15 protein-coding genes are annotated in these 16,972 nt (G+C 69.3%); 4 read left to right on the forward strand and 11 right to left on the reverse strand.

What is annotated here, in order from left to right:
* Positions 1 to 182: 182 nt before the first annotated feature.
* Both CEK65_RS01810 and CEK65_RS01815 read left to right on the forward strand, forming a co-directional pair.
* A complete protein-coding gene (locus tag CEK65_RS01810; RefSeq protein ID WP_017914365.1) occupies positions 183 to 1,172 on the forward strand; it encodes a bile acid:sodium symporter family protein in 990 nt (329 codons plus the stop codon).
* Between the two features lie 202 nt (positions 1,173 to 1,374).
* Positions 1,375 to 2,961 carry a thioredoxin family protein gene (locus CEK65_RS01815; protein WP_152180579.1) on the forward strand — a complete coding sequence of 529 codons (1,587 nt, stop codon included), beginning with the start codon at positions 1,375 to 1,377 and terminating at the stop codon, positions 2,959 to 2,961.
* Positions 2,962 to 3,129: 168 nt separating this feature from the next.
* Here CEK65_RS01815 and CEK65_RS01820 read toward each other — a convergent pair whose 3' ends face one another.
* The 5 genes from CEK65_RS01820 to CEK65_RS01840 form a co-directional block, all read right to left on the reverse strand.
* The gene (locus CEK65_RS01820) at positions 3,130 to 4,860 is read right to left on the reverse strand and encodes a PAS domain-containing methyl-accepting chemotaxis protein (RefSeq protein WP_152180580.1); all 1,731 of its coding nucleotides are present in this window, start codon (positions 4,858 to 4,860) and stop codon (positions 3,130 to 3,132) included.
* Positions 4,861 to 4,948: 88 nt separating this feature from the next.
* A complete protein-coding gene (gene cyoE, locus CEK65_RS01825) occupies positions 4,949 to 5,842 on the reverse strand; it encodes a heme o synthase (protein ID WP_152180581.1) in 894 nt (297 codons plus the stop codon).
* Positions 5,839 to 7,002 carry a COX15/CtaA family protein gene (locus CEK65_RS01830; protein WP_017914359.1) on the reverse strand — a complete coding sequence of 388 codons (1,164 nt, stop codon included), beginning with the start codon at positions 7,000 to 7,002 and terminating at the stop codon, positions 5,839 to 5,841. The genes cyoE and CEK65_RS01830 overlap by 4 nt, the downstream gene beginning before the upstream one ends.
* 10 nt (positions 7,003 to 7,012) lie before the next feature.
* Positions 7,013 to 7,588 carry a hypothetical protein gene (locus CEK65_RS01835; protein WP_148829646.1) on the reverse strand — a complete coding sequence of 192 codons (576 nt, stop codon included), beginning with the start codon at positions 7,586 to 7,588 and terminating at the stop codon, positions 7,013 to 7,015.
* A 27-nt stretch (positions 7,589 to 7,615) separates the two neighbouring features.
* The gene (locus CEK65_RS01840) at positions 7,616 to 8,374 is read right to left on the reverse strand and encodes an SURF1 family protein (protein WP_152180582.1); all 759 of its coding nucleotides are present in this window, start codon (positions 8,372 to 8,374) and stop codon (positions 7,616 to 7,618) included.
* Positions 8,375 to 8,404: 30 nt separating this feature from the next.
* Here CEK65_RS01840 and CEK65_RS01845 point away from each other — a divergent pair, with 30 nt between their 5' ends.
* Complete coding sequence (locus CEK65_RS01845) at positions 8,405 to 8,623, forward strand: twin transmembrane helix small protein (protein ID WP_010341612.1); 219 nt, start codon at positions 8,405 to 8,407, stop codon at positions 8,621 to 8,623.
* Positions 8,624 to 8,725: 102 nt separating this feature from the next.
* Here the strand turns inward: CEK65_RS01845 and CEK65_RS01850 are convergent, their stop codons facing one another.
* Genes CEK65_RS01850 through CEK65_RS01870 form a run of 6 tightly spaced genes read right to left on the reverse strand, consistent with a single transcriptional unit; the run spans position 8,726 to position 13,464 of the window.
* Positions 8,726 to 9,607, reverse strand: a complete 882-nt coding sequence (locus CEK65_RS01850) for a cytochrome c oxidase subunit 3 (protein WP_010341611.1) — start codon at positions 9,605 to 9,607, stop codon at positions 8,726 to 8,728.
* Between the two features lie 19 nt (positions 9,608 to 9,626).
* The gene (locus tag CEK65_RS01855; protein ID WP_017914171.1) at positions 9,627 to 10,217 is read right to left on the reverse strand and encodes a cytochrome c oxidase assembly protein; all 591 of its coding nucleotides are present in this window, start codon (positions 10,215 to 10,217) and stop codon (positions 9,627 to 9,629) included.
* Positions 10,214 to 10,345: a hypothetical protein gene (locus CEK65_RS21290; RefSeq protein ID WP_017914172.1), complete on the reverse strand. Its 132-nt coding sequence runs from the start codon at positions 10,343 to 10,345 to the stop codon at positions 10,214 to 10,216. The genes CEK65_RS01855 and CEK65_RS21290 overlap by 4 nt, the downstream gene beginning before the upstream one ends.
* Positions 10,345 to 11,955, reverse strand: coding sequence for a cytochrome c oxidase subunit I (ctaD, locus tag CEK65_RS01860; RefSeq protein WP_017914173.1), 1,611 nt, complete (start codon positions 11,953 to 11,955; stop codon positions 10,345 to 10,347). The genes CEK65_RS21290 and ctaD overlap by 1 nt, the downstream gene beginning before the upstream one ends.
* Before the next feature lie 31 nt (positions 11,956 to 11,986).
* Positions 11,987 to 12,967 (reverse strand): cytochrome c oxidase subunit II, encoded by a 981-nt coding sequence (gene coxB / locus CEK65_RS01865; RefSeq protein ID WP_152180583.1) that lies wholly within the window; start codon positions 12,965 to 12,967, stop codon positions 11,987 to 11,989.
* A 20-nt stretch (positions 12,968 to 12,987) separates the two neighbouring features.
* The gene (locus tag CEK65_RS01870) at positions 12,988 to 13,464 is read right to left on the reverse strand and encodes a DUF2244 domain-containing protein (RefSeq protein WP_193314664.1); all 477 of its coding nucleotides are present in this window, start codon (positions 13,462 to 13,464) and stop codon (positions 12,988 to 12,990) included.
* Positions 13,465 to 13,727: 263 nt separating this feature from the next.
* Here CEK65_RS01870 and putA point away from each other — a divergent pair, with 263 nt between their 5' ends.
* A complete protein-coding gene (gene putA, locus CEK65_RS01875) occupies positions 13,728 to 16,922 on the forward strand; it encodes a bifunctional proline dehydrogenase/L-glutamate gamma-semialdehyde dehydrogenase PutA (RefSeq protein WP_152180597.1) in 3,195 nt (1,064 codons plus the stop codon).
* Positions 16,923 to 16,972 lie beyond the last annotated feature (50 nt).

Below are 16,972 nucleotides of genomic sequence, written 5' to 3' on the forward strand. Positions count from 1 at the left end.
TGCCCGACGCGCTCCCCCACTCGGACGGGCAAAGGCAATCTAGCAAGCCACCGATGCGCGCATCCGCCGGAAACGACCGACACCGCAACATGTCTGCGAGTTGTCTACGCCGTGCGTCCGGATTCGCGTGCGGGCGCCATGCTTTCTAAAATGCACGACTCCCCCCCGCTCGACCTTCCCCGATGATCAAGTCCTGGCTTGCGCGCCTGCGCATCGAACCCTTCACCCTGGCGCTGCTGTGCACGGTGCTGCTGGCCTCGCTGCTGCCGGTGCAGGGGCGCGCGGCGTCGGTGATGGACGTGGTCACCGATCTGGCGATCGCCGCGCTGTTCTTCCTGCATGGCGCGCGGCTGTCGCGCGCGGCCATCGTCGCCGGCGCATTGCACTGGCGCCTGCACCTGACCATCTTCGCCGCCACCTTCATCCTGTTCCCGCTGCTGGGCCTGCTGTTCAAGCCGCTGTCGCACTGGCTGCTGACCCCGGACCTGTACATCGGTGTGCTGTTCCTGTGCACGCTGCCGTCCACGGTGCAGTCGTCGATCGCCTTCACCTCGATGGCCGGCGGCAACGTGCCGGCGGCGGTGTGCAGCGCCTCGCTGTCGAGCCTGCTCGGGGTGTTCCTGACGCCGCTGCTGATGGGCGTGCTGACCGACGCGCAGAACGCCATGTCCAATCCGCTGGAGGCGATGGGCAAGATCATGCTGCAGCTGCTGGTGCCGTTCGTCGCCGGCCATCTGCTGCAGCGCTGGATCGGCGGCTGGGTCGAGCGCCGCCGCGCGGTGCTGCGCTACACCGACCAGAGCACCATCCTGCTGGTGGTGTACACCGCGTTCAGCGCCGCGGTGGTCGAAGGCCTGTGGCGCAAGACGCCGCTGCCGGCGCTGCTCGGCGTCGCCGTGGTCGGCGCGGTGCTGCTGGCGCTGGCGATGGCGTTGATCACCTTCGGCGCACGGCGCCTGGGTTTTTCCCGCGAGGACGAGATTCCGATCGTGTTCTGCGGCTCGAAGAAGAGCCTGGCCACCGGCGTGCCGATGGCCAAGGTCCTGTTCGCCAGCGGCAGCCTCGGCGCGATCGTGTTGCCGGTGATGATCTACCACCAGATCCAGCTGATCGTCTGCGCGGTGATCGCGCAACGCTACGCGCGCGCGGCGAAGGCAGAAGCGACCGGCTAGCGGCGAACGGCAAGGGGCGGCCGCGGGCGCCGGCCGGCACGCCGCGCCGACGCGGGCCGCAAGTGCGTGTCATGCGCCGCGCAGCACCTGCACGGGCGGCATATGCAGATGCGCAGCCGGCATGAGCGATGACGGCAACGGCTGCGTACAGTAGACGGCCGGCACGGCCGGCGCCGTGTCTCCCTCCCCTCCCGGTGCCCCCATGAGCCGCATGTTCCGCCGTTCCGCGACGATCTCCGCCAGCCTGGCCGCGCTGCTGGCGCTGAGTGCCTGCCAGCAACCGCCCGCGCCGGCCGCGCCCAAGGCCGCCCCAGCGGCGCCTGCCGCCGACAGCGCCGGCATCGCCTGGCGCGAGGGCGACGTCGACGACGCCTTCGCCGAAGCGCGCGAACACGACAAGCCGGTGCTGCTGTACTGGGGCGCGGCCCGGTGCCCGCCCTGCAATCGGCTCAAGGCCACGCTGTTCAAGGACCCGGCGTTCATCGCCCGCACCCGCGCCTTCGTCGCGGTGCACCTGGACGGCGATTCGGAAGGCGCGCAGGCCTGGGGCGAGCGCTTCGGCGTCAAGGGCTATCCGACCATCATCGTGCTGCGCCCGGACCGCAGCGAGATCACCCGCCTGGCCGGGGACAGCGATACCGTGCGCCTGGCCGAGGCCCTGCGCGTGGCCGCGACCCGCACCACCACCTCGGCGCAGTTGCTGCAACAAGCGCTGAAGGCGCCGGCCACGCTCAGCGCCGACGACTGGACCCTGCTCGGCGAATACGGCTGGGCGGTGGATGCGGCGCAACTGGTCAAGCCGGGTCAGGCGGCCGACGTGCTCACGCGCCTTGCCGCGGCCGCGCCGCAGCCGGCCTTGCAGCGCCGTTTCGCGTTGCTGGCGCTGGCCGCGCAGGATCCGGCCAAGGCTGCCAAGGTGGATGCCAAGCAACGCGCCGCCGACCGCGAGCTGCTGCAGGCGGTGCTGGCCGACCCGGCCGAGGTGCGCGCCAACCGCAGCACGCTGACCTATGCGGCGCGCGAGCTGGTGCAGGCCGCGGCCAGCGACGCCGCCGAGCGCAGCACGCTGTCGGCCGCGCTGACCCATGCGCTGGACCAGGTCTACGCCGACAGCAGCCTGCCGATCAGCGATCGCCTGGACACCGCCGCCGCGGACATCGCCCTGGCACGCTTGGCGCAAGGCCAGCCGGCCGAGGCCGGCGACGGTCCGCATCCGCCGCTGCCGCCGGCGGTGGTCGCCAAGGTGCAGCAGCGCGTGCACTGGGCCGAGCAGGCCGCCAGGACCGACTACGAACGCCAGTCCACGATCAGCAGCGCCGCCGGCCTGCTGGACGCCGCCGGCGACAGCGCCGGCGCCGAGCAACTGCTGCTCGCCGAACTCCAGCGCAGCAAGACGCCGTATTACTACATGCCGGAACTGGCCAGTCTGGCCGAGGCGCGCGGCGACAAGCAGACGGCGCTGTTCTGGCTGAAGAAGGCCTACGAGAGCGCGCAGGGCCCGGCCACCCGCGTGCAGTGGGGCGTGCTCTATGTCGATGGGCTGGTCCGGCTGCAGCCGGACAATCCGGCCGCGATCGAGGCGGCCGCCGGCCAGGTGATCGGAGAATTGGCCGGCCAGCCCGACGGCTATCACCAGCGGACCCGGCAGCGTTTCGACACCCTGGCCAAGACCCTGCAGGCCTGGAGCAAGGGCCACGACGGCAGCGCGGTGCTCGCGCGGCTGCAGCACAAGATGCAGCAAAGCTGCGGCAGCCAGGAGGGCGACGGCTGCCAGCATTGGCTGGGGTGAGCGCGAGAGGCGCGTCACGCACCACGGCAGGGCACTGCGCCGGCGGCGACCGCCGGTGCCTGCACAGCTACCTGCTCCCGACCCGGCGGATCTGCCGCGTCGCAGGACACGACAGCCCCCCACACGCCCACGACGCGGCAGACGCGCCGTGGGCTGGGCCGCTCCCGATCAGGCCGCCACGCGCACCGGCGCCGCCTGGTTGGCCGCGCGCTGCTGCTCCTTGGCGGTATGCGCGTTCAGGCCGCTGGCCTGGTTTTCCAGCGCGCGCGCCGCTTCGGCCATCTTTTCGACCAGCGCCGCGTTCTGCTGCGTGGCGGTGTCCATCTGCACCACGATCTGGTTGACCTGGCCGATGCCGGCACTCTGCTCGCGGCTGGCGCCGGCGATGTCGGTCATAATGCGCTGCACCTCGCGCACCGAGCCGAGCAGTTCTTCCATGGTGGCACCGGCGCGTGCGACCAGCGCCGAACCGCGATCGACCTGCTCGCTGGAGCTGGCGATCAGGCCGCGCACTTCCTTGGCCGCATCGGCGCAGCGCTGCGCCAGGCTGCGCACTTCGGTGGCGACCACGGCGAAACCACGGCCCTGCTCGCCCGCACGCGCCGCTTCCACCGCCGCGTTCAGCGCCAGGATGTTGGTCTGGAAGGCGATGCCGTCGATCACGCTGATGATGTCGGCGATCTTGCGTGAGGCGCTCTCGATGCCGGCCATGGTCTGCACCACGTCGCGCACCACCTCGCCACCGCGCTGGGCGACGTCGCTGGCACCATCCACCAGGCGGTTGGCGTGACCGACGTGCTCGACGTTGCGCTGCACGGTGCCGGTGATCTCCTCCATCGAGCTGGCCGCCTCTTCCAGCGCCGCGGCCTGCTGCTCGGTACGCCGGGCCAGATCGTTGTTGTCCTCGACCATCTCCGCGGCCGCGGTCTGCAGCGTGTGCGCCGCCTCGCCGAGCTGACGCGTGGCATGGATGTCCAGCAACGCGCCGACCGCACGCAGCGGGGTGCCGTCGGCGGCGCGCTTGGTCAGGCCGCGCGCGTGGACCCAGCGGTACTCACCGCTCTTCAGCTTGATCCGATACTGAATGTCGAAGCCGGTCCGGCCGGTGCGGTCGTTGATATGCGACGCGAAGGCATTGAGCGCGAATTCCGCGTCCTCCGGATGCAGGCGCGAGGACCAACTGTCGAGCACGTTGGGGAACTCGGCCTCGGAGGCGAAGCCCAGCAACGCGCGGAACTGCGGCGACCACCAGAACTCGTTGGCCGGATTGATCGGATCGCCGGCGGTCACGCTCATGTCCCACAGGCCGTCGTTGAGCATCTGCTGGCCCAGCTCGAAGCGCGTCAGCACGATGTCCAGGAACGCCTCGCGCTCGCGCCGCTCGGTGATGTCGGTGAGCGCGCCGGCCACCCGCAGCGGTAAGCCCTGGGCGTCGCGCTGGGTGGTACCGATCGCGCGGAACCAGCGGTACTGGCCGTTCTTCAGCTGCAGGCGGTAGTCCACGTCGTACGGGGTCTGGCCGCTGCGGTCGCCCAGGTGCTTGGCGAACGCGTCCAGCGTGGCCTGCTTGTCGTCCGGATGCAAGCGCGAGGCCCAACTGTCGAGCACGTTGGGGAAGTCGAGCTCGGAGGAGAAGCCCAGCATCGCGCGGAACTGCGAGGACCACCAGAATTCGTTGGCGGGGTTGATCGGATCGCCGGCGATCACACGCATTTCCCACAGGCCGTCGGTGGTCGCCTTGGTGACCAGGTCGAAACGGACGCGCATGTCGTCCAGATTGGCGAGGGCACTGTCGGCCTGCGCACGGGCGCGGTCACGCTCGGCCTCGGCCTCGCGCAGGCGCTCAGTCAGTGCCTGCAGCTTCGCCGCGTCTTGCTTGCTCTTGCTCTTGCCCCACATGGATGTCTCCGCGGCTTTGCCGATTTTGGTCGTTTGCCCGGTAACGACCGCGACCGGCAACACTTGAGCGGAAAACTGAACGACCCGTTCAGGCGATCCAGTGATCGATCAGGAGGAACGCGAACAGCGCCATCAGGTACACGATGGAGTAGCCGAACATGCGCATCGAGAACATCTCGTCCGGCGGGTCGAGCATGCGCCAGGCGTACCAGAGGAACACCGCGTCCAGCACCAGGGTGCCGCCGAGGTAGAACACCCCGCTCATGCCCACCGCCACCGGCAGCAGCGTCACCACCACCAGCAGCACCGTGTACACCAGGATCTGCCGGCGGGTATGCGCCACGCCATGGGTGACCGGCAGCATCGGGATCGAGGCCTTGGCGTAGTCGGCGCGGCGGAAGATCGCCAATGCCCAGAAGTGCGGCGGCGTCCACACGAAGATGATCAGCACCAACAGCGAGGCATAGGCCCAGTCCCACTGGCCCTGCATGCCGGTGATCGCGGCCCAGCCCAGCAGCGGCGGCGCCGCGCCGGCCAGGCCGCCGATGACGATGTTCTGCGGCGTGGTGCGCTTGAGGAACACCGTGTAGATCACCGCATAGCCGATCAGCGAGGCGAAGGTCAGCACCGCGGTTATCCCGTTGACCCACACCACCAGCACGGTCATCGACAGCGCCGTCAGCAGGGTGGCGAACAGCAGCACCTGCCACGGCAGCACCTTGCCCACCACCAGCGGGCGCCAGGAGGTGCGTGCCATCTGCGCGTCGATGCGCGCGTCCAGCAACTGGTTGATCGCCGCCGCCGCCGAGGCCGCCAGCCAGATGCCGAAGAAGCCGAGCAGGCCGGTGCGCACCTGCGCCCAGGTCGGCAGCCCCGGGATCGCCAGGCACATGCCGACCAGGGCGGTGAACACGATCAGCGCCACCACCTTGGGCTTGGTCAGGTCCCAGTAGTCGCGCCAGTGGACGCGGTGCGCGCTCATTGCGGCGCCCGCAAGCGCGCCAGCAACGACACCAGCACGAACAGCAGCGCCACCGCGCCGGCGTTGTGCAGCACCGCCACCGGCAACGGCAGCGCCAGCTTGACGTTGAGGATGCCCAGGCACACCTGCGCGACCAGCAGCAGCGCCAGCGCTGCCGCCCAGCCGCGCATGCCCGGCGTGCGGCTCAGGCGCCAGCTCAGCCACAGCAGGTAGGCCGCCACTACCATCGCCATCATCCGGTGCGCCATCTGGATGGCGATGCGCGCCGCGCCGTCGAGCACGCCGCCTTCGTAGTCCACGCCGATGCCGCGCCACAGGGTGAAGCCCTCGCGGAAATCGTGCGGCGGCCACCACTGGCTGACGCAGCGCGGGAAGTTGTCGGCCGACCAGCTGCCGCCGCCGCAGGCCAACGCCGCGTAGTTGGCGCTGACCCAGCCGCCCAGGGCGATCTGCAGCACCAGCACCGCCACGCCCAGGCGCAGCAGCCACTTCAGGCGCGGCGCATCGGCCAGGGTGATCGGCAGATGGGTGGCGCGCCAGGCCATCCACACCAGCAGCGAGAACATCAGCAGGCCGCCCAGCAGATGCCCCATCACCACGATCGGCTTGAGCAGCAGGGTCACCGTCCACATGCCCAGCAGGGCCTGGAAGATCACCACCGACAGGGTCAGCACCGCGGCACGGGCCAGGTCGTCGTTGGACCAGCGCAGCGCCGCCAGCAGCAGGATCGCCTCGCCGCCGACCGCCACCAGCATCGCCAGCCCCGGCCAGCCGGACATGTACAGCGGGATCGACAGCGCCACCAGCGCCGCCGCCGTGACGATCTGGGCGATGCCGAGCCGGCGCCGCCGCGCCGCCAGCAGCGACAGCACCAGCACTTCCACGCCCAGCGCACCGGCCAGGAAGCGGTGGATCTGCTCGCGCCACGCCTTGTGCGTCTCCAGCGGCCGGATCTTGCTGGCGGCGTGGGTATCGGCTTCGGCACTGGTCTGCGGCCAGGTGATGCGCCCGTAGCAGGTCGGCCAGTCCGGGCAGCTCATGCCCGCATCGGACAGGCGCACGAACGAGCCGAACATGATGGTGCTGGCGGTGAACAGCGCCGCCAGCCAGGCCATGCGGTGGAAATGCCGGAACAGCGCCGGGCGCGCGAACAAGGTCATAGGAAGCGGCTCACAGGAGTTTCAGCAGTTTCGCCAGGTCCGCGCGCAACCCGGCCGGGTCGAACCCGGGGGCATAGCGCAGCACCACGAAACCGTTCGGATCGATGACGTAGACCGGCACCCCGGCCGCATCGCGCACCCGCGGCAGCGCCGCCAGCAGCGCCGGATCCGCGCGCAGCGCCTGCACCTGCGGCAGGGCCTGGGCGGCGGCCGGCGGGGTGCCGATCCACAGGATCTGCACGTGGTCGGCATCGTGGCCGAACAGCTGCCAGACCTTGTCCAGATCGCGCGCCAGCGCCTCGCAGGCGCTGCCGCAGTCCGCCGGCGGCGCCAGCGCGATGCGCCACAGCCGCCGCTGCGGCTCCCAGGCGTAGACGCGGCCGTCGGCCAGCCGCGGCTGCAGCGCGCGCAGGTCGGCCGGCGGCTGCAGCAGTTCGCCGTGGTTACGGCTGGCGGCCGGCTGCCAGCCGGAAAAGCGCAACGCGCCGGCGACCAGCATCGAGCCGAAGAACAGGACGAACAACACGATCAGCGGCCAGCGGCCGCGTGCGGCCGCCGGGCGCGGGGCCGGGGTGGGAGCATTCATGCCGGGGATTTTCTCATGCGCGCGCGCTCAGCGCCCGCCCCGTCCCCTGCGCGCACGCCAGCTGAGCAGCGCCGCGGTGACCAGCACCGCCAGCGCCAGGCCGAACCATTGCACCGCGTAACCCAAGTGGCGCTCGGGCGGCAGCGTGTTCGGCAGCAGGTCCAGGTCGCGCGGATAGCCCAGCGGCAGGGCCGGATCCAGGCGCAGCACCTGCGACAAAATGTCGCGGCGGCCGAGCGCCTCGCCGATCGCCGCCGGCTCGATGCGCATCGCCAGCCAGCGCTGCGGCGACGGTGCCGCGACCAGCGCCGGGCCCAGGGTCAATCCATGCGACGGTGGCGGCCCGAGCAGGCCGACCAGCGTGTAGCGGCCCTGCAACGGCGCCGGTTCCGGCAGCGCGCGGTCGGCCGGCAGCGGCAACCAGCCCAGTTCCACCAGCAGCGGCGCGGCGACGCCGTCGGCCAGGAACGGCTGGTACACCTTGACCCCGCTGCGGCCCTGCCGCAGCTGATTGTCGAGCAGGATCTGCCCGGGCAGGAAGCGGCCAGCGCCATGCACCCAGCGCAACTGGCCTGGCGGCGTCGCACGCAGCGCATCGGCCAGCGTCTGCGGACGATCGCGCACATGCGCCGCCTGCGCCAGCAAGGCCTGCTTCTCGTGCATGCGCTGCAACTGCCAGCGGCCGAGCATGCAAAAGCACAGCGCCACCGCCAGCGCGACGCTCCAACCCAGCCACAGCGGCATGCGCCGGCGCGCGCCCACGCGCGAGGCAGCGGCGAGGGTCATAATGCGGACACACCATGCGCCGAGACGCCCATGAACGACTCGCTGAAGACTTTGCTGATCGTCGCGTTCCTGCTGCTCATCCTGTGGAACCTGGGCGCCGGCCTGTACTACCTGTTGGTGGACCGCGGCCAGAGCAAGCGCACGGTGAACGCGTTGACCTGGCGCATCGGCCTATCGGTGTGCCTGATCCTGCTGGTGATCCTGGGCATCTACACGGGAGTGATCAAGCCTCACGGACTTGGCCGCTGAGAAACCGGGAATGGGGAATCGGGAAAAGAGAATCGGCAAAGCGGGAGCGCAAGCGAAAGCCGCGCTTGCGATTCCCCATTCCCGATTCCCTATTCCCAGCAGTCAAAGCACATAGACGAACAGGAACAGCGCCAGCCACACCACGTCGACGAAGTGCCAGTACCACGCCGCCGCTTCGAAGGCGAAGTGGTTGTCGCGGCTGAAGTGGCCGCGGCTGATCCGCAGCAGCATCACCAGCAGCATGATCGTGCCCAGCAGCACGTGCGCGCCGTGGAAGCCGGTGAGCATGAAGAAGGTCGAGCCGTAGATGCCCGAGCCCAGGGTCAGGTTGAGCTCCTTGTAGGCGTGCATGTACTCCTCGGCCTGGAAGTACAGGAAGGTGCAGCCCAGCGCCACGGTCAGCGCCTGGAACACCATCAGCCGGGTGCGCTGGCCGGCCTTGAGCGCGTGGTGGGCGATGGTCAGGGTCACGCCGGAGCTGAGCAGGATCAGCGTATTGATCAGCGGCAGGCCCCAGGCCGGGATGGTCTGGAACTGGCCGCCGATGCCGCCCGGGCCGTTGGTCGGCCAGGCGGCGGAGTAGCCGTCCCACAGCAGCGCGTTGGTCATCACCCCGTCGCCCTCACCGCCCAGCCACGGCAGAATGAAGGTGCGGGTGTAGAACAGCGCGCCGAAGAAGGCGCCGAAGAACATCACCTCGGAGAAGATGAACCACACCATGCCCATGCGGAACGACACGTCGACCTGGCGGTTGTAGTGCCCGGCGATCGATTCGCGGATCACATCGCCGAACCACATGAACAGCGTCGCCACCAGCATCGCGATGCCGGTGAAGAAGGTCCACTTGCCCCAGGACGCGTCGTTGAGCCAACTGGCCACGCCGATCATGGTCACGAACATCGCGATCGAGCCGATGAACGGCCAGCGACTCTGGCTGGGCACGTAGTAGGCGTTGGCGGTGGCGTCGGTGCTGGGCTGGGCCATGGCAGGCATTCCGGTCGGGTCAGGGAGCCGCGCGCGCGGAACCGGCCAGTTTCGGCGATCCCAGTTCCGCGCTCAGCGCATCGTTCTTGTAGAAGGTGTAGGACAGGGTGATGGTGCTGATGTCGCTGGGCAGGTTGGGATCGACGATGAAGCGCACCGGCATGTCGCGTTTCTCGCCGGCCTGCAGGGTCTGCGCGGTGAAGCAGAAGCACTCGGTCTTGGTGAAGTAGCCGGACGCGCGCGCCGGCGCCACCGAGGGCACCGCGCTGCCGACGATGGCGTGCGCGCCATCGTTGTGCGCGTAGTACAGCGCCTCGTTGAGTTCGCCCGGCACCACCTGCATGGTCAGCTGCTCCGGATGGAACGACCAGGGCAGCTTGGAGTTCACCCCGCCATCGAACTGCACGGTGACCGTGCGCTTGCCCGCGAGTGGTTTGCCGGCCTGTGGCCCTTCGCCGGGGCCGCGTTCCAGGCGCACGCCGAATACCTTCTCGCAGGCGATGCGGTACAGCGGCACCAGCGAGAAGGTCAGCACGAACACCGCCAGCGCCACGCCGACCAGCTTGAACAGCCCGGCGCTGCTGTGCACCCGCGGCGCTGGCGCGTTCATCGGCCCAACACCCCCGAGAGGACGAAGGCGACGTAGATCGCCAGCGCCACCGCGCCGACCACCAGCGCGGTGCGCACCGCACGTTTGCGGCGCAGGACCAGGTCGTCGAGCGGCGGTTGCGCGGTCATCAGTGGCTGATGTCGTCGTGGGCCAGGTCGCCGGGCTTGAGCACCGGCGGCAGGGTGAAGGTGTGCGCCGGCGCCGGCGACGGCACCGTCCACTCCAGGCCACGCGCGCCTTCCCACGAACGCGCTTCGGCGCGCGCGCCATTGCGCAGCGACGCCAGCAGGATGCCGGCCATCAGGAACGGAGTGACGAACATGCCGAACGCGCCGATCGAGCTGACCAGGTTCCAGTCGGCGAACACCACGTTGTAGTCGGGGATGCGCCGCGGCATGCCGGCCAGGCCGAGGAAGTGCTGCGGGAAGAACAGCAGGTTGACGAACAGCATCGTCCACCAGAAGTGGAACTTGGCCCAGGTCTCGTTGTACATGCGCCCGGTCCACTTCGGCCACCAGTAGTACACCGCCGCGATCAGCGCGAACACCGCGCCGGTGACCAGCACGTAGTGGAAGTGCGCGACCACAAAGTAGGTGTCGTGGTACTGGAAGTCGGCCGGCACGATCGCCAGCATCAGCCCGGAGAAGCCGCCGATGGTGAACAGGATGACGAAGGCGATGGCCCACAGCATCGGCGACTCGAAGGTCATCGAGCCCTGCCACATGGTGCTGACCCAGTTGAACACCTTCACCCCGGTGGGGATGGAGATCAGCATGGTGGCGAACATGAAGTAGATCTCGCCGCCCAACGGCATGCCCACGGTGAACATGTGGTGCGCCCAGACGATGAAGCTCAGGAACGCGATCGCCGCGATCGCGTAGACCATCGCCTGGTAGCCGAACAGCGGCTTGCGGCTGAAGGTCGGGATGATTTCGCTGATCACGCCGAACGCCGGCAGGATCATGATGTAGACCTCGGGGTGCCCGAAGAACCAGAAGATGTGCTGGTACATCACCGGGTCGCCGCCGCCGGCGGCGTTGAAGAACGAGGTGCCGAAGAACTTGTCGGTGAGCAGCATGGTCACCGCGCCGGCCAGCACCGGCATCACCGCGATCAGCAGGAACGCGGTGATCAGCCAGGCCCAGCAGAAGATCGGCATCTTCAGCAGGTCGATGCCCGGCGCGCGCATGTTGAGCACGGTGGCGATGATGTTGATCGCGCCCATGATCGAGCTGATGCCGGCGACGTGGATGGCGAACACCGAGAAGGCCACGTTGTAGCCGCCCTGCAGCATCAGCGGCGGATACATGGTCCAGCCGCCGGCCGGCGCGCCGCCGGGCAGGAACAGGGTCAGCAGCAGCAGGGTGAAGGCCACGGGCAGCAGCCAGAACGACCAGTTGTTCATGCGCGGCAGCGCCATGTCCGGCGCGCCGATCTGCAGCGGGATCATCCAGTTGGCCAGGCCGACGAAGGCCGGCATCACCCCGCCGAAGATCATCACCAGCGCGTGCACGGTGGTCATCTGGTTGAAGAACTCGGGCTTGACGAACTGCAGGCCCGGCTGCGCCAGTTCGGCGCGGATCACCACGCTCATCGCCGCACCGATGACGAACATGGTGAAGCTGAAGAGCAGGTACAGCGTGCCGATGTCCTTGTGGTTGGTGGAGAAGAACCAACGCTCGACGAAGCTCTGCTGATGCCCGTGCTCGTCGTGGTGATCGACTGCCGAATGGGCCATGGCGGCTACCTCAGAAAAGGAATGCTGGAGATCAGGCGGCTTGCACGATCAGGTGCGAGTCGGAACGAGGACGCGACAGCCGCGCCTGCGGCGGCGGTGCCGGCGCCTGGGCGTCGGCGGGCGCGGCAGCGGGTTCGGTGGAGGCCGGCGCAGCAGCCGGGGCCGCCGCCGGCGTGGCCGGGGCGGGCGCCGGCTTGCGCGATGCCAGCCACTTCTGGAAGTCCTGCTTGCTCACCGCCTCGACCACGATCGGCATGAAGCCGTGGTCCTTGCCGCACAGTTCGGCGCACTGGCCACGGTACACCCCGGGCGTGTCGATGCTGGTCCAGGCCTCGTTGATGATCCCGGGGATGGCGTCCTGCTTCCAGCCCAGCGCCGGCACCCACCAGGCGTGGATGACGTCGTCGGCGGTGATGACGAAGCGCACCTTGGTGTTCACCGGCAGCACCAGCCGGTTGTCCACGTCGAGCAGGTAGTGCGGGTCGTGCTCGGCCGTCGGCACCGCGCCGCTCTGCCGCAGCCGGTCGGAACTGCGCGCCAGGCGGCTCGTGAACGAGACGTTCTCGCCCAGGTATTCGTAGCGCCACATCCACTGGTAGCCGGTGACCTTCACCGTCATCTCGGCATCGCGGGTGTCGTACATCGCGATCAGCTTGGCCGTGGCCGGCCAGGCCATCACGATCAGGATCAGCACCGGGATCACCGTCCACACGATCTCGGCCTTGGTGTTGTGGCTGAACTGCGCCGGCACCGCGCCCTTGGACTTGCGGAACTTGAAGATCGCATAGGCCATCGCGCCGAACACCAGCACGCCGATGACCACGCACACCCACAACGCGACCATGTGCGCGTCGTAGGCGTTGCGTGCGCTTTGGGTGACGCCCCTGCCCATGTTGAGCTGCCACGGCTTGGGATCGGCCGATTGCGCCCACGCCAGCGGTGCAGCCATCGCCGCCGCCAACGCCATCCCGCCCCTGACCGCCTGTTGCACCCACCCGCCGCGTTGCTTCATTGCCTAGACCCCTTGGAGCGTCATCGGTTGCGGCCGGTCACGGCCGCGAGCAAGCCTTCCAGGGTCTGCGCCAGTTGCCGGCGTTCGTCGGGGCCGAGGAATTCGCCGACCCTGACCTGCTTGCCGCTGGATGCCAGCACCACCCTGTCGTCGCCTTCGATCCGCAACCGCACCCAATGCGGGTGGGCGCGGAACGCCGGCGTTCCTGCATTCGGACGGGTCACTTCCACGCAGGCCGGACCCACCCGGATATCCTCTTCGCGCTCGCCGCCACGCCACGACCAATGCAGCGCGAGCGCCACCACGATGCTGTGCAACAGGGCGAACGCAGGCGCGAACACATTGCCGGCGAGCCACCCCAGCCCAGCCACGGCCCACATCGCCCCGGCCAGTGCGACGAACAACAGAACGAATTGCCGGGCATTCAACGCCCGCGGCGGTCGCAGCCGCAGCTGCGTACCCGACCCCCCCGGAGAAAACGGAAACATTTCGATCATGTCGAACCGCCGCTTCCGAACCGCTCGTGCCCGAGCCGCGAGCACGCCTGGATGGTAGCCCCCGGCCTGCGCGGCGGCAAGCGCGCGTTCACCACAAAAAATGCTGTAGCGCAACAAGATGTGCGTTCAGCCTGGACGCGTCCGCCATCGCCGTGGCGATGCCGGCAACCCCCTGCGCGTGCAGGCGCTGACATAAAATAGCGGGCTCTGTCCCTGGCCTTTCCCGCATGAACGCTCTGCCTGGCGCCGGCTCTGTTCCGGCGATGCCGTCCGCGTCTCCTTCACCCTTGCTGTCCCCCGAACTCCCGCCCGCGCCGCAGGCCCTGCGCGCGGCGATCACCGCCGCATGGCTCAAGGACGAAGCCGAACACGTACGCGAACTGCTCGAGCAGGCGCGCCTGCCCGCGGCCGACCAGGCCAGGGTGCAGGCGCTGGCCGCCGACCTGGTCACCCGCGTGCGCGCCCGCGCCCAGGACCAGGGCGCGATCGAGGCCTTCATGCGCCAGTACGACCTCGGCAGCGAGGAAGGCGTGCTGCTGATGTGCGTGGCCGAAGCGCTGCTGCGCATCCCCGACCAGGACACCGCCGACAAGCTGATCCGCGACAAGCTCGGCGATGCGGACTGGAAGAAGCACATGGGCGAGAGCGACTCGATCCTGGTCAATGCCTCGACCTGGGGCCTGATGCTCACCGGCAAGCTGGTGCAGATCAACGACCTCACCCGCGCCGACGTGTCCGGCGCGTTCAAGCGCCTGATCGGCCGCGTCGGCGAGCCGGTGATCCGTCTTGCGGTGCGCCAGGCGATGAAGATCATGGGCCATCAGTTCGTGATGGGCCGGACCATCGGCGAGGCGCTGACCCGCTCGAAGAAGGGCGACAACGCCCACTACCGCTACTCGTTCGACATGCTCGGCGAAGGCGCGCTGACCATGAAGGACGCGCAGCGCTATCTCGATGCCTACCGCCAGGCGATCCATGCCATCGGCAAGCACTTCGCCGCGCAGCGCCAGCAGGGCGGCGGCAAGGACGCGGTGTTCGCCGCGCCCAGCATCTCGATCAAGCTCTCGGCGCTGTATCCGCGCTACGAGCACGCCAAGCGCGCGCGGGTGATGGCCGAACTGGTACCCGGCGTGCTGGAACTGGCGCAACTGGCCAAGTCCTACGGCATCGGCTACACGGTCGACGCCGAAGAGGCCGACCGCCTGGAACTGTCGCTGGACATCATCGAGGCCACCTTCTCCGATCCCTCGCTGGACGGTTGGGAAGGCTACGGCCTGGCGGTGCAGGCGTACCAGAAGCGCACCCCGTACACGATCGATTTCCTCGCCGACCTGGCGCGCCGCGTCGGCCGCCGCATCCCGGTGCGCCTGGTCAAGGGCGCCTACTGGGACGCGGAGATCAAGCGCGCGCAGGTCGAGGGCCACCCGGGCTACCCGGTGTTCACCCGCAAGCAGAACACCGATGTGTCCTACCTGGCCTGCGCCAAGCGCCTGTTCGCGCACAGCGACGCGCTGTATCCGATGTTCGCCACCCACAACGCGCAGACCATCGCCGCGGTGCGCGCCATCGCCGGCGGCAGCGACTACGAGCACCAGAAGCTGCACGGCATGGGCGACGACCTCTACGCCGAGGTGATCCCCGCCGACCGCCTCGGTGTGCCCTGCCGCGTGTACGCGCCGGTGGGCTCGCACGAGGACCTGCTGCCGTACCTGGTGCGGCGCCTGCTGGAGAACGGCGCCAACTCCAGCTTCGTCAACCGCATCACCGACGAAGACGTGGCCATCGAAGACCTGATCCGCGACCCGGTCGAGGCCGTGTCCGCGTTCGCCTCCATCCCGCATCCGAAGATTCCGCTGCCGGTCGATCTGCTGCGCAGCCAGAACCACAACAGGAAGAACTCCATGGGCGCCAACCTCGCCAACGACAACGATCTGCGCGCGCTGGCCGACCAGCTCAACACCGCGCTCAAGCCCTGGCAGGCCGCGCCGCTGGTGCCCGGCGCGGTGATCGCCGGCGACGCCCTGGCGGTCGCCAACCCGGCCGACCATCGCCAGATCGTCGGCCACTGGAAGCCGGCCGATGCCGCCACCGTGGAGAAGGCGCTGAGCAACGCCGCGGCCGCCTATCCGGCCTGGAACCGCACCCCGGCCGCCAGCCGCGCCACCATCCTCGAACACGCCGCCGACCTGCTGGAAGCGCGCATGCCCGAGTTCATGGCGCTGTGCGTCAAGGAAGCCGGCAAGACCCTGCCCGACGGCGTCGCCGAAGTGCGCGAAGCGGTGGATTTCCTGCGCTACTACGCCGGCCAGGCGCGCGCGCAGTTCGGTGCGCCCGAGCGCCTGCCCGGGCCGACCGGCGAATCCAACGAACTGCAGCTGCACGGCCGCGGCGTGTTCGTGTGCATCAGTCCGTGGAATTTCCCGCTGGCCATCTTCCTCGGCCAGGTCGCCGCGGCGCTGGCCGCCGGCAACAGCGTCATCGCCAAGCCCGCCGAGCAGACCAACCTGGTCGGCCATGCCGCGGTGAAGCTGCTGCACGAAGCCGGCGTGCCGGAGGCGGTGGTGCAGTTCCTGCCCGGCGACGGCGCCACCGTCGGCGCCGCGCTGACCCGCGATCCGCGCGTGGCCGGCGTCGCCTTCACAGGCTCCACCGAGACCGCGCGCGCGATCAACCGTGCGCTGGCCGCGCGCGATGCCGCCATCGGCGTGCTGATCGCCGAGACCGGCGGCCAGAACGCCTTCATCGCCGACTCCTCGTCGCTGCCGGAAGCGGTGGTCAAGGACGCGATCTCCAGCGCCTTCATCTCCGCCGGCCAGCGCTGCTCGGCCGCGCGCGTGCTGTTCGTGCAGGACGACATCGCCGACAAGGTGATGACCATGCTGGCCGGCGCCATGGCCGAGCTGAAGGTCGGCGACCCCGGCCTGCTGTCCACCGACGTCGGCCCGGTGATCGATGCCGATGCGCTGCAGATTCTCACCGATCACGCCGCACGCATGGACCGCGAAGCGCGCGCGATCGCCGTGGCCGCCACCGACGCCGCTACCGCCCACGGCAGCTTCTTCGCCCCGCGCGCCTACGAGCTGCAGTCGCTGACGCAGTTGCAGCGTGAGATCTTCGGCCCGGTGCTGCACGTGATCCGCTGGAAGGCCGACCAGCTCGACGCGGTGATCGACCAGATCAACGCCACCGGCTACGGCCTGACCCTGGGCGTGCATTCGCGCATCGACGAGACCATCGAGCGCATCGCCTCGCGCGTGGCGGTGGGCAACGTCTACGTCAACCGCAACCAGATCGGCGCGGTGGTCGGCGTGCAGCCGTTCGGCGGCCAGGGCCTGTCCGGCACCGGCCCCAAGGCCGGCGGCCCGCACTACCTGCTGCGCTTCGCCACCGAGAAGGTGGTGACGGTCAACACCACCGCCGCCGGCGGCAACGCCTCGCTGCTGACCCTGGGCGACTGACCGGCCCGCTTCGGCGCAGCGTTCCGCCCGGAACCTGCGCCGAGCGCCGC

The organism is Xanthomonas sp. LMG 12459 (genome assembly GCF_009192905.1).
GTDB lineage: Bacteria > Pseudomonadota > Gammaproteobacteria > Xanthomonadales > Xanthomonadaceae > Xanthomonas_A > Xanthomonas_A sontii.